The 13,889-nt window shown below is 49.2% G+C and carries 12 protein-coding genes; 7 read left to right on the top strand and 5 right to left on the bottom strand.

Features of this window, described 5'->3' with window-relative positions:
- Nucleotides 1-10: 10 nt before the first annotated feature.
- From H6585_06410 to H6585_06400, 3 genes are all read right to left on the bottom strand, one after another.
- Nucleotides 11-1,426: a histidine kinase gene (locus tag H6585_06410; GenBank protein MCB9447961.1), complete on the bottom strand. Its 1,416-nt coding sequence runs from the start codon at nucleotides 1,424-1,426 to the stop codon at nucleotides 11-13.
- 112 nt (nucleotides 1,427-1,538) lie between these two features.
- Nucleotides 1,539-2,255 (bottom strand): response regulator transcription factor, encoded by a 717-nt coding sequence (locus H6585_06405; GenBank protein MCB9447960.1) that lies wholly within the window; start codon nucleotides 2,253-2,255, stop codon nucleotides 1,539-1,541.
- Nucleotide 2,256: 1 nt separating this feature from the next.
- On the bottom strand, nucleotides 2,257-4,680 hold the full coding sequence (locus H6585_06400; protein ID MCB9447959.1) for an aminotransferase class I/II-fold pyridoxal phosphate-dependent enzyme: 2,424 nt from the start codon (nucleotides 4,678-4,680) through the stop codon (nucleotides 2,257-2,259).
- 149 nt (nucleotides 4,681-4,829) lie between these two features.
- On the opposite strand from H6585_06400, the gene H6585_06395 reads away from it, so the two are divergent.
- From H6585_06395 to H6585_06365, 7 genes are all read left to right on the top strand, one after another.
- A complete protein-coding gene (locus H6585_06395) occupies nucleotides 4,830-5,219 on the top strand; it encodes a hypothetical protein (protein ID MCB9447958.1) in 390 nt (129 codons plus the stop codon).
- Entirely contained in the window at nucleotides 5,216-6,406 is a 1,191-nt protein-coding gene (locus H6585_06390) for a PAS domain S-box protein (GenBank protein ID MCB9447957.1), read from the top strand. The genes H6585_06395 and H6585_06390 overlap by 4 nt, the downstream gene beginning before the upstream one ends.
- Nucleotides 6,407-6,423: 17 nt before the next feature.
- Entirely contained in the window at nucleotides 6,424-7,101 is a 678-nt protein-coding gene (locus tag H6585_06385; protein ID MCB9447956.1) for a response regulator transcription factor, read from the top strand.
- 501 nt (nucleotides 7,102-7,602) lie between these two features.
- A complete protein-coding gene (locus tag H6585_06380) occupies nucleotides 7,603-8,940 on the top strand; it encodes a PhoH family protein (GenBank protein ID MCB9447955.1) in 1,338 nt (445 codons plus the stop codon).
- 68 nt (nucleotides 8,941-9,008) lie between these two features.
- Entirely contained in the window at nucleotides 9,009-10,175 is a 1,167-nt protein-coding gene (locus H6585_06375) for an aspartate aminotransferase family protein (protein ID MCB9447954.1), read from the top strand.
- A 65-nt stretch (nucleotides 10,176-10,240) separates the two neighbouring features.
- Nucleotides 10,241-10,798, top strand: a complete 558-nt coding sequence (locus H6585_06370; protein ID MCB9447953.1) for a hypothetical protein — start codon at nucleotides 10,241-10,243, stop codon at nucleotides 10,796-10,798.
- A 32-nt stretch (nucleotides 10,799-10,830) separates the two neighbouring features.
- Nucleotides 10,831-11,373 (top strand): hypothetical protein, encoded by a 543-nt coding sequence (locus H6585_06365; protein ID MCB9447952.1) that lies wholly within the window; start codon nucleotides 10,831-10,833, stop codon nucleotides 11,371-11,373.
- Here H6585_06365 and H6585_06360 read toward each other — a convergent pair.
- Nucleotides 11,365-12,495: a cysteine desulfurase gene (locus H6585_06360; protein MCB9447951.1), complete on the bottom strand. Its 1,131-nt coding sequence runs from the start codon at nucleotides 12,493-12,495 to the stop codon at nucleotides 11,365-11,367. The genes H6585_06365 and H6585_06360 overlap by 9 nt on opposite strands.
- 7 nt (nucleotides 12,496-12,502) lie before the next feature.
- Nucleotides 12,503-13,882 carry a phosphoglucosamine mutase gene (glmM, locus tag H6585_06355; protein ID MCB9447950.1) on the bottom strand — a complete coding sequence of 460 codons (1,380 nt, stop codon included), beginning with the start codon at nucleotides 13,880-13,882 and terminating at the stop codon, nucleotides 12,503-12,505.
- Nucleotides 13,883-13,889: the final 7 nt, after the last annotated feature.

Here is a 13,889-nt window from a genome sequence, read left to right as displayed (position 1 = left end):
TGATCCTCTCCTATACAGGAAACCTGAGCTCTACCAAAGTACCCCGGGATTTCCCGTCAACTCCCTTCACCTCCGAAATATGTAAACCGTATTTTCTTTTGCGCCCGCGATTCAGCAATTGTATACGTGTAGAGGTGATGCGATGCCCCAAAGACTCATGAAACTTACCGCGACCTGAAGGGATTTGCGTGCCGGAGGCATCCCAACCTGATCCGTTATCCTGCACCTGACACACCAGAAATCCTTTTTCCTGGCGAAAGCGAATGGTTATCAATCCATCACTTCGCTTCTTCAAACGCCCCACACCATGCACAACGGCATTTTCAACAAACGGCTGGATGAGCATAGGCGGGATGATCTCCAAATTGACATCCAAACCTGACTCCAGCATAACCTGGTAGTCGAACCTACTCTTGAACCGACGTTTTTCGAGTTCCAGATAATCCACAAGAAACTCCACTTCATCTCCAAGTGAGATCATGGGGTGATTGGAATTCTGCAATACCGACCGGATCAGCTTGGAAAAATCGGAAACATAATCCAACGCGGTTTCTACTGATTGTTCAAGAATAAACGCCTGAATGGCATTCATTGCATTGAAAATAAAGTGAGGGTTGATCTGTGAACTCAGCAGTTGGGCCTGCAACTCCCGGGACTTACGTTCTTCCGTGGCCAGTTTTCGCTCAGCATCCCTATCGGCATTGATGTTCCTTGCAACCGCCAATATGCGGTCATTGCCTTCAATGTCTTTTTCCAACGGGTACAAATGGATACCGTACCAATACAATTGATTGTTATCACCAACAGCTTTCCCTTCAAAATAACCGGGTTTACCTTTTAGTTGAACTTCGCTCAAGACACCTGCAATATGTTGGTGCAACCTGGGTGAAAAGAAATCAAGCAAACTTCTCCCCAGTACTTCTTCCATTTTTAGCCCTGCAGGAGTACGATTCACATACAGAATCTTTCCTATGCTGCTCAGTTGCAGAAAATACATATCTCCCGCCTTGGTCAACCAACTCAATTCTTCCTGCTGCCGCTTGCACACTTCCGTTAGTTGTACCTGAGCTGTTACATCCCATCCCAGGACATGAACAACATCTCCCGCTTTTTCAAAATTGAGAAACATGTAAACCAGCTTACCCAGGCGATGCCTGAAGGCCACAATGCGCGATGTGAGCTCACCCCGTTGAATGGCTTTTGCAAGCATTCCCCAGGCAACCGTTGGGTTACCTTCAATCATCAGATCATCCCAACTCAAATCCTGACCCGGTTCATGCTGCCCCAGCAGATCCCTGGCAAATGAATTCAGGTGGACAACCTCTCCGTTGGTGCCCACCTGAAGATGAAAAACATTATGTTCAAAAAGCTTTCCCAGGCCTACCGGCAGTTGCGCGGCAGAATGCGTATATGCGGGGTTTTCCATGTGAGTCGGATTGGTGATGGTTGACGGAACAGCACACGAAATAATACGCGCCTAACCCATTGCAGTTGCTAGGGAAATATTCGTAAGTGAATCATGTTGAATGGCATCGCCATTAATGTACATAGCCGAGTTTCATGCAGAATTTCACAATTTCAGCCGTTGAATTCAATCCCAGCTTTTTCATCACATTCCTTCGATGAGCTTCCACTGTTCGCGGACTGAGTCCGAAATGCTCGCCAATTTCCTGGGATGTAAGGCCATCTGAAATCAACTGAACGATCTGCACTTCCCTTTCCGAAAGATCAACACTTATTTTTTTGCGCCTGGATACACGCCTGTTGAGGTCCGCTTTGATTGGCCCCTCCAACTGGGCAAAATTCTGACTCAGGTAAATCTTGCCGGACATGATGCATTGAATGGCCGCCAGGAACTCATGAAGGTCTGAATCTTTACTGATGAAGCCTTTGGCGCCGGATGCCAGAATTCTACGCACAAGCATTTCTTCTTTATGTGCGGAAATGATAAGCACCCGATCAGCTGAATTGGCTTCCATGATTTTCTGACAGGCTTGAACACCATCCATTTCAGGCATCTGAAAATCCATTACCACCAGATCATGGGGTAACTGCAAAGCAAGCTCAACAGCTTCGGCCCCATTTCGTGCCTCCCCGGAAATGGTAACATGACTTGCTTTTTCCAATAGCATGCGCAATCCCTGACGCATGATATCATGATCATCTACCAACAACACGCGACACGGTTTGCTAGCATCCATTTCCGATTCGATCAAGGAATCCGTAGAGTAAGAAGTTTCAGAATAAGTTACCATGTTAATGATTCTTTTGCGGAAGCGCAAGACTCCCCAACGCTTCCAGGTTATAATTATCTATGGCATTCACATAAGCAACAGGTTGCCAGGCCTGCGCCCCTAATTTTCTTTTTTCAATATCCGCCGTAAAGCCAAACCGCACTTGTTGCATCCCCAACTCACCTGCTCTTTTAATAACCTGATACAACATCTGACGATATAGGTATAGGTTTGGATCAACAGCGTAATCCATACCAATCACCACCGGACTATATACGCGACGACCTTTGTGACTAAAAACCACCGCCGAGGCTTTGTCACTACCTTCCAGACAAAGCTCCAATTTGTCCCATTCCTGATGAATGGCAAAGTTTTCAAATAACCTGAAGGGCAAATCGAATGTGTTGATTTCAAGGCTCCGGTTCTTCACCTGTTTGTACAGATGATACCAGTTACGAATTTGATCACCCGAAATCACAACGGGTATGCGAACCGTAAAATGTTTTGACTTCTTGATCACATCATGCCTCAGGTTGTAACGCCCCTTCTTGCTTAAGCGATCCACGAAATCCGCCTCTCCTTTCCACTCCAGTTGATCCAGGATAAAGTTGCTCGGCATCTGCATCTTAAAGAACCCGTGATCGGCAAACAAGTGATCCAGTTCTGTAGTAGAAACCATATCCCTCACATGCACAAGCGATGCCTTGCGTGCTTCCTGAATATGGGCCAATTCACGAAAAAACAATTCCATTACCACCTTTTTCTGCGGGTGCTTCTCATCCAGGTACATATGGTTCCCTTCGGTGAGCAACGATCCCATGGTGGTTAATTTGGAAACAAGAAAATCATGATCCGTTTTCCTTTTCTTCTCTACGTCTTCTGAAACGGAAGAAGAGGCCAGCATATCATCCTTTGCCAATGTGGTGGTAAAGAATGTAGCCAGCACAACCTTACCTGTTTCATCCTTGATGATGAGATAGTCGAAATCCCAGGTCTGCCCCCTGCCCTCATTGTTGGAAAATGAGTTCTCCAGAAGCTGCAACCCTTTCCAATCAAAACTTCCACGACCACCCAGGTATTGATCCCATTCTGTTCGGTCAATGTCCCTTATGCTGGTAAACTTTTGCACCTGCAATCCATCTTTCTCCATCCCGCCGGCTGTCTGTTTCTTTTCAATCACGCTGTCTCGGGGAGGTTCCATCCTGAATGCCCGATAAACTTTCTGCATTTCAAAACCTGTTTCCTCCAATGCCAGCGGGTAATGTTTAGCCATGGCGCTGATCATTCCTTCAATCTGTTCTTCGGTATTCAGGCGGGTAATGGTAAACCTGACTCCGGTATTTTTCATGGGCACCGTAGGAAAAACACCCAGGTTGGTGTAATACCCCTCATCAAGCAATCGTCTGATCATCGCATTTCCCATTTTAGGCAAACCCACACCAACAAAGAAAATAGGTGATCTGTTTTCGCTCACACTTGGCATCTGGTATTTGGTGAGCATCTTGTTCGTGAAGGATATCTTCTCCTGCAGTTCTTTCTGCAGCTGATAAATCTCGTCAGACAGGTGAATATCCGCACATGCAATGGCGGCTCCAAGTTGTGCGGGTTGAAGTGGGCCCGATGACAGGAACGGACCACCCGAGTTTCTAACTTTTTGCAACATGCTGCGATCCGGGAACACCAGTGCAGCACCCCCGGTAGGGAATGCCTTGGCAAAAGAAGTAACGAGAATACACTTTGGATGCAACGGACGCTGGTTCAAAACGCTTCCCCTTCCGTGTTCTCCAAAGCAACTCATCCCGTGCGCATCATCTACGTAGTAGTGCAATTCAGGGTACTTATCCATCAAGGCATATATGGCATCAACCGGACTTTCATCCCCGTACATGGAGTAAATGCCATCGGCCATATACCAGATCCTTTTGAACTTGGACCGAAGTCCTTTCACCATGTCTTCCAGCAAATCCATGCGGTTGTGCCGGATCATTTCAACATGAACCTTTCGAAACTTGAGAAGGTTCACCGCATTCTGCACGCTGTTGTGCACCTGATGGTCAAGAATAACCGCATCCGAATCGCTGAAAAGCACTGGTATGGCTGCGATATGGCACAATGTAGTTGTTTGACCTACAAGGGTCGGATAACCGAATACAGTTTCCAATTTGCTTTCCAATTCCAAATAATGGCGACTTGACACGTAAACACGTGATGCGGAAAATTGCGTACCGTATTGTTCCACGGCCTGAATGGATGCTTTTTTGATTCGGGAATCAAACTGCAACCCCAGGTAACTGCATGAGCCAAAATCTGCCACTCGGCGACCGTTTAAAATTAGCATGTTGTCATTCAGCGAATCATTCTCGGTATAAAGTTTTAGAATACCTTTGGATTCTCCGTAACTGACAATATCCTGAACCGTTTCAAAAAATGAATCAAGCTTACTCATCGGAGGTAGGTTTAATAGGTTAGAATTGAGACCAAATTTGATTTCAAAATTCTGATAACCTTTCCGCTGGGCCTACGTAATAAATACCGTATTTCTTTGATTAGCTACGTATTAATACTATGACCATGCATGTCAGGAGGTGAAAAAAAATGACTGAAAATGATATTGAGAGCTATATAGAATACCAGTTCAAAGGTGACATTTTGTACGCCCGTTATGTTCCGGATATCAATATTACCCTGGAGCGGGCTAAACTATGTGTCGAACAACGACTGGAATATACGCGCGACAAACAAGTGCCTGTATTGATTGACGGGCGCCAGCTAAAAAGCATGGATAAGGCCGCCAGGGATTACCTTTCTTCCAGAGATGGTAGTCGCGGGTTGCTGACGGCAGCACTCCTTACCGATACTCCACTTACCAACTTCATGGCCAACTTTTTTGTGAAGGTGAATGTGATCAAAGCGCCCTTCCCTGTGCGCCTTTTCACCAAGGAAAGCGAGGCAATCAAATGGCTTAAAACCTACCAACAACAATGACCCCACTTACCATTACCCAAAAGGAATTCAAAGACATCCAACGTGTTGTCATGGCATATTCAATGGGTGATTATTCTGAACGAATGGAGGTCGGCGACAAGCAGGGTGAAAAAGAAACGGTCCGCGCAGCCATCAACATGTTGGGAGAAGAACTTGAAGCTACCACCGTAGGACGAGATTATCTGGCCAGTATTTACAACGCTTTACCGGACATCATTATCATCGCAAGTGAGGATGGTGACATCAAAGACGTAAATGCAGCCGTGGAGCGTCATCTGGGATATGACACCCTTGAGATCACCGGTCAACCGGTTGGCTATTTGTTCCATGAAGAATCCTCCAATCAACTTTTTGATACAGCAAAAGAATACCTGCAGAAACACGAAGTGTACACCACCGAACTCACCATACGAAAGGCGAGTCGCGGAGAACTTCCCATCCTTTTGTCATGTTCCAAAATATATGACCGGTATGCCAGATCGAAAGGTTATTTGTTTGTGGCGCGTGACATCACCGACCAAAAGCAAACCGAACGCCTGATTGTACAAACCATCATACAAACCCAGGAAAAAGAACAAAAAAGGGTAGCAGAGGATCTGCACGATTCGCTCGGACAAGAGTTGGCCGGGCTAAAGCTATTCTTAAACACCATCAGTGAAAGCCCGGATGGCATCAGCGATGAGAACCGGGAAGTGATTGATGCCACCCGTAAAATTCTGGATGGCGCCATTTCAAACCTAAGGAACATTTGCTTCAACCTGATGCCAAAAAGTCTTGCTTATGACGGACTTAGCAGTGCGCTCGAAGAATTGTTCCACCGGCTCAATCAGCAAAAGAAAATGCGCTTTGTTTTGCAAACCGAACCGATGCCGGAAGGAATAGCAAAAGCTGTGGAGTTGCTCATGTTCCGTGTTGTACAGGAATTTATCAACAACTCCATTAAACATGCCGAGGCAACACGCCTCACTTTGAAATTAAATTGTGACGATACGCGGCTCAAGTTGAGCATTCGCGATAATGGAAAAGGATTCGATGTGGAGAAACTGAGGAAGACGAGTGGCGGAAGAGGACTAACCAACATGGAGTCGCGTATCAAAGCCTTCAACGGCAAATTGATCATGAAAAGCGAACCCGGAAGCGGTACCTCCCTGTTTATCTCGTTCCTACTGGATGATATTTGCCAATAACGGTCAGATAACAATACATGGGAAGAAAGAAATTACTCACAGTACTTGTGTGTGACGACCATCCACTGGTAAGGGATGGTCTCTTCGGTTTGCTTAAACAGATGTCCGGGTTTGAGGTGGTGTTTCACGAAGCATCCAATGGCGAGGAAGCGATCCGCCTCATCAGCAACCTTAAGATCAACCTGGTATTTATGGATATCCATATGAAAGGTATGGGTGGTATCGAAACATGCAGACGCATCAGGGAGCAACAGGGCGGTGTCATTCCAATCATCGCATTGACCATGTCTGATGATACACCCAACATCATGCAAATGGTGGAAGCCGGAGCCAGCGCTTACATCCTTAAAAATGCCGACCAGCAGGAAATTCACAATGCAGTACACTGTGTCTTGCAGGGCAAGAAGTATTTTTCAGGTGACATAGCCCTCAAGTTCATCAACAGGAAAAAGAATCCAACCCGGCCCAACGACCAGAAGCACATCCGAACACCATCCGGAGAAGTCATCACCAAACGGGAACTCATGGTGCTTCAAGAAATCTCGGAAGAATATACCAATGAGCAAATTGCCAAACATCTTGGCATCAGCAAGCGGACGGTGGAAATGCATCGTCAGCGGCTACTGGAGAAGTTCAATGTACGTAATACCGCAGGCCTGATCCGGGCTGCCTTCCAGGGCAACTTCCTTACATAAAAAAAAGAGCCCCCATTAAAATGAGGGCTCCTGAGCCTTATGGCGATAACAACTGTCTAGTAACAATTGTTGCCGGTTGGGTCCTTTTTGCCCTTTTAAGGATTTCAGCCCGGGGGTGCGCCCCGGTCCTTTCAGAAACCAACAGGCCAGGTGCATATTCCAACATCCTGCTTCCGTCAAGAACAAAACGTTGGTGTGAACGCCTGATGGTTCAAATCTAGCACACCGGGAAGCATTCGTCAAGGAACAAATGCACACAGGTTGCCAACACGGGTTATAAACATTTGTTCATAACCTTTATCCCCTTCCGCCAACCTTACTTCACAGCCGATCCGGTAGGCGATCGTCCTACTTTTCCACAAGCAGCGGATTCAACTTATGAACAATCACCCCTATTCCGGGCATAATTTTTCAAAATGCAGTCGTTGATTTCTTTTCAAATGCATCGACTCAACACGTGATTTTGCAGTTATTTTTGAGAAAACCTAGTCCGACCAATCTATGAGTGCCCGCAAGAAAAACAAGAAGATCTACATCCTCGACACTTCCGTCATCCTCCACGATCACGATGCCATCTTCCACTTTGAAGAAAACGATATCGCCATTCCCATTACGGTGCTGGAAGAACTTGACAACTTCAAAAAAGGCAACAGTCCGAAAAATTATGAGGCAAGGGAGTTCATTCGCATCATCGACCGCATTTCGGTGAACTATTCATTGCAGGAATGGATCCCCATCGATGGCAAAAACAAGGGAAAGGTCAAGATCATCATGAATGAAAGCGGTCCGGGGATCGACGCCAACATGGTATTCGACCAGAAGAAACCTGATCACAAAATCCTCAACGCAGCCCTGCAAACCGCTGCGGAAAACAAAAACACACCGGTCATCCTCGTCACCAAAGACATTAACCTCCGCCTCAAAGCCAAGGCACTCAACCTGACGGCGGAAGATTATGAAACGGGTAAAATCAAAGACATCAAGAACCTGTATTCCGGAAGAGCTGTCATCGAAGACATCGAAACAGATGTAATCATGAAGCTATATAAAGACGGGGAATTACAGGACACCGACATCCTCGGCGACAAGAAAGTCAATAACCACTTCTTTATCCTCAAAAACGGGAAGGCATCTTCCCTGGCTTTCTACAGTGCCTACGACAATACCATCAAGAAAGTAGAAAAACAATACACCTACGGGATCAAACCGCGCAATGCAGAACAAACATTCGCCATGCACGCCATCATGAACCCGGAGATCAAACTGGTAACCATCCAAGGTGTGGCCGGTACCGGAAAAACCCTCCTTGCCCTTGCCGGATGCCTCGAACAAAAAAGCCGCTACAACCAAATCATCCTGGCCCGCCCCATTGTTCCTTTGAGCAACAAAGACATCGGCTACCTGCCCGGCGATGTACACGACAAGATCAACCCCTACATGGAGCCGCTTTGGGACAACCTCAAGTTCATCAAGAACCAGTTCGGTGAAAATGAAAAGCGCAGCAAGATGATCGACCAGATGCAGAAGGAAGAGAAGATCGTGATCGCACCCCTGGCCTACATCCGCGGAAGAAGTCTCAGCGATTCCATCTTCATCGTAGACGAGTCACAGAACCTCACTCCGCACGAAGTAAAAACCATCATCACTCGCGCCGGAGACAACACCAAAATCATCTTCACCGGGGATGTGTTCCAGATTGACACACCTTACCTGGATGAACAAAGCAACGGACTCTCGTACCTGATCGACCGGCTCAAGGGCAACAAGCTTTTTGCGCACATCACCCTCGAAAAAGGCGAACGTTCCGAACTGGCGAACCTCGCCAACGAATTGCTGTAACCTGCTCCTTGCCGGTGCAAGGCAACAGGTCATTTAACCCCATTTCATACCTTTGAGGTTTTGAGGCAATGACCCATTCCCCACTGGCAGCTACCAGTCCCAAACCCATCGGACTCGACATCCGGGAAGCCAACGGTGTGTATCTCACCGATGCAAGCGGCAGGTCCTACATCGACCTGATCAGCGGCATCGCCGTTAGCAACCTGGGGCACCGCCACCCCGCCATCACCGAAGCCATACGTTCTCAGGCCGGTGATTATCTCCACGCCATGGTATATGGCGAATATGTGCTTAAAAACCAAACAGCTTTCGCACAGCAACTGGCATCCCATCTGCCACCTACTTTGCAATGCATCTACCCCACCAACTCGGGTAGCGAGGCCGTTGAAGGCGCATTGAAACTCGCAAAGAAGTACACCGGCCGCACTTCCATCCTGGCCTTCCAGAACGCCTACCACGGGAGTACCCATGGTGCACTGAGCGTAACCGGCAACGACCAACTCAAGCAAGGCTACGGTCCACTCCTGCCGGAGGTACACCACCTGGTGTTCAACGAACCGCTATCCATTCAGCTGATCAACCGCCAAACGGCTGCGGTCATCATTGAAGTCATCCAGGGTGAAGCCGGTGTAGTCACCGCTGAGCCCGACTTCCTTCAAGCCCTGCGAAACCGCTGCACTGAAACCGGAACACTGCTCATTTTTGACGAGTCGCAAACCGCCATGGGCCGTACCGGCACCCTGTTCGCCTTCGAACCCTACAACATCATACCCGACATCCTGGTTCTTTCCAAAGCATTGGGTGGCGGCATGCCACTGGGTGCCTTCATCGCTTCACATGAAATCATGAATGTACTGAGCCACAACCCGGCCCTCGGCCACATCTCAACCTTCGGTGGACATCCGCTGAGTTGTGCGGCCGGACTGGCGCATCTGAATGCATTGATGACCGAAAACCTGATGCAGGCTGTTGAACAGAAAGAACAATTGTTCCGGGCATATCTGCAACATTCCAAGATCAGGGAAATCCGCGGGAAAGGATTGATGCTTGCCGTTGAACTGGGTGATGCCTCGTTCCGGGAAAGGGTATGTGATGCCGCCATCGCCGGTGGTGTCATCACCGACTGGTTCCTGTTTTGTGATACGGCCATCCGCATCGCCCCGCCACTGGTGATCACCGAAAATGAAATCCGCAAGGCATGTGACGTGCTCTTGCAAGCCATAGAAACATCATGAGATATTTATATACGGCTTTAATCCCCTTCTTCATCTTTATATGCCTGACGTTATCCAATCCCTGCTTGGCTCAGGACAGCCTGCAAACAAAAGCGGGCAGACTATGGATCGGTACACGAACCACGGTCAGCCTGTTCGGTGATGACGGGCAAAACATCGGACGCGGTGCGGGCGGACAGCTGCGGTTGCGGCTTGCAGAAAGAGTAAATACCGAGTGGTTCGCCGACCTGATCTCCACCAACCTGGATGACATTGCGTACCGCACCGATTACCACATCGGATGGTCGGTGTTGTTTTATCCCACCCCTCCGCTGCAAAAATTCCAACCCTATGTACTGGCCGGACACTGTTTCGACTACACCCGTGTGGCAAAATCCGGCAAGGATGGCATCCGCATGAGCCGTTGGAGCGCTGCCGTGCAAGGTGGTGCCGGCGTACATTACCTGCCCGTTTCCAGGCTGGATGTTTCGCTTTCCGCACAATACATGCTGCACCTGGGCGACGAGATCACCGCCCATGAATCCAACCAGGTATTCATTCTCACCCGTGAAAAGGAACCCGGCTTCGAAGGGCACCTGTTGGTGACACTGAGCGCAAGCTATGACCTGATTGGGCTATGGTAAGGTTTTTCCGAAACATCGGTCTTCTCCTCTTAATGCCCGCTGTCGCATGGTCACAAACGAATGACGGACCCTATATTCGCGCTACGGCAACTTTCAGTCCGTGCTGGTCACTTGTGCGTAACGAAACGTATTCCTATCTCACGGGTGAGCTGGAATATTTTCCGCAACCTCACCTTTCCCTGCGCGGTGAAGGCAGTTATCTGGCGGGCATGAAAGATGACCTCGCGTTCAGTTACCACCTCAAACATCGGGAAGACATTTTCTTCGGCATGGCCTGGCACCCTTTGGGGGATGACCATCACCTGGATCCCTACCTGGTGCTGCAAACCGGGTTCAGCCGCATGCAACCCGTCGTCAATGGGTTCGCCCATCGAAACGCGGTATCACCGTTGCAAACCGCAGGTATCGGCGCATCCTACTATTTCAGCAAGTACTTTCACTTTTTCGCAAACGTACGATGGGTGGGTGGTGAATACCTCGGGGACGCACCGCAGAAAATAGGTTTGTACGAAATCAGGGGGGCAGCCGGACTCGGTTTTCATCTTACCCGGCAGGCGTTCAAACATTCAGACTAACACGCGCCGGAGAATATCCAACGTACGAAGCACATCCTCTTCCGTATTCATCCTGCTGAATGAAAACCGGATGGAAGGCCGGTCGGCAGCTACATCCAGTGCTTCCAGCACATGAGACCCCTTGAGGCTTCCGGAGGTACAGGCACTGCCACCGGAAACGGCGAGCCCTTCGATATCCAATCCAAACAACAACATCTCCATTTTATCACTGGGGGGAAATGAAACGTTCAGTATGGTATACAGCGCCTTTTCACTGTCGTCGCCGTTGATAGTTGCTTCAGGAAATGCTTCCAGGATGCCCTTACGCAAAGCAGCCTTTAATCCTTCGATGTGTTTGCGGTCTGCCTGCATGTTCGCACAGGCGATCTCGAGTGCGCACGCCATGCCCACGATGCCCGCCACGTTTTCCGTTCCTGCACGGAAATTACGCTCCTGGGCGCCGCCGGTAACCATGGCATGCATGGGCAGGTCCGGGTGAACATACAGGAAACCCACACCTTTCGGTCCATGGAATTTGTGTGCAGATGCAGAGGCCATGCCCACCTCCAGTTCGGTTAGGTTCAGGTCGAGATGTGCAATGGTTTGCACCATGTCGGAATGGAAGATCACACCTTTCTCTTTCAGTACAGGTGCCAGTTTCTTCAGGGGAAGCATGGTGCCCAGTTCGTTGTTGGCGTGCATCAGGCTTACCAGTGTCTTTTCCGGATATTCCCTTTCAGTCAGATCTTCCCACATGGGCCTTCCGTGTGCATCTATGGGTAGTTTTTCCAATATCACTTTTCCTTCGGTCGCAAGATCCAAGGCGGTATGCAGCACGGCATGATGCTCCACGGACGAGGTAATGAGCTTCTTCACCCCCATTCCTGCCACAGCCATGCGCAGCGCCATGTTATCGCTTTCCGTTCCTCCTGAAGTAAAGTAAATTTCGGATGGAGACACATGCAGCAATGCAGCCATGCTTTTCCTGGCACGCTCGATGGCGGCCCGTGCTTCCCTGCCGGCGAAATGTATGGAAGACGGATTGCCGTAGTAGGTGGTCAGGAACGGCATCATCACCTCCAGCACCGCGAGGTCCAGCGGTGTGGTGGCGGCATTGTCTAGATAAATCCTGGACTGGGCCATGCCCCGATCAGGATGTGATCTTATTCATAACTTCTTTGGCAAGCGCGTCTGCCCTTTCTGCTGTAGCACCTTCGGCATACACGCGTACGATGGGTTCAGTGTTGGAACGGCGCAGGTGCACCCATTCTTTCTCAAACTCAATCTTCACCCCATCGATCAGGTTCAGCTGTTGCTCTTTGTAGATTTCCGTAACACGGCTCAACCACTTGTCCACGTCCACCGAAGGATCCAGTTCGATCTTGTTTTTGGAGATGAAGTATTCGGGATAGCTTTGGCGCAGTTCTTTGCACGACTTACCTGATTTGGCAAGATGAGAAAGAAACAGTGCAATGCCGGCAAGGGCATCACGGCCGTAATGCAGCTCGGGATAAATCACGCCACCGTTTCCTTCTCCTCCGATGAGGGCGTTTTTCTCTTTCATCATCTTCACCACGTTCACCTCACCCACGGCAGAACTGAAATACTTTCCACCATGCGTTTCCGTCACATCCCTCAGGGCCCTGGTGGAACTCATGTTGGAAACGGTATTTCCCTGTTGGTTTTGCAACACATAATCGGATACGGCCACCAGGGTGTATTCTTCACCGAACATGGATCCGTCTTCACAAACCAGCGCCAGGCGGTCTACATCCGGATCCACCACGATACCCAGGTCGCAGCCTTTGTCTTTCACAGTTGCGGAAATATCCACGAGGTGTTCCGGCAAAGGTTCCGGGTTATGGGGAAAACGACCCGTGGGGTCGCAGTATAGTTTTTCAATTTTCTTCACGCCGAGGGCTTCAAGCAAGGCAGGCACTGCAAGTCCACCTGTGCTGTTCACCGCATCCACAGCTACCGTAAAATTGCGGGAAGCAATGGCTTTCTTATCCACCAATGGCAGGGCCAGAATGGCTTCAATGTGTTTGGCGATGGCATCCGTTCTTTCAACGTATGAACCCAGTTGCTCCACTTCCGCAAAACTGAATGCCCCGTCCCTTGCCTTTTCCAATACCAGGCTGCCTTCTTCGGCGGAGATGAACTCACCTTTATCATTGAGCAACTTGAGGGCATTCCATTGAATGGGATTGTGGCTTGCAGTGAGAATGATACCGGCATCCGCACCTTCCCAGGGCACGGCCATTTCCACGGTTGGCGTGGTACTCAAGCCGAGGTCCACCACGTCGATACCCATGCCGCACAGGGTCGCGCATACCAGTTGATTAACCATCCCACCGGAAAGTCTGGCATCGCGGCCGATCACCACTTTGCATCGTGCACCGCCTTTTCGTTCCTGAACAATGGATGCGAATGCGGCGCAAAACTTAACAACATCCGGAGGTGTCAACCCCTCACCGGGGCGGCCTCCTATGGTGCCGCGAATCCCGGAAATCGAAGTAATCAGTGTCATGCTGCAA

It is taken from the genome of Flavobacteriales bacterium, from assembly GCA_020635855.1.
Taxonomy (GTDB): Bacteria; Bacteroidota; Bacteroidia; order JACJYZ01; family JACJYZ01; genus JACJYZ01.
Note: the sequence above shows the minus strand (reverse complement) of the source record. Positions and strands in the feature narration are given on the sequence as shown.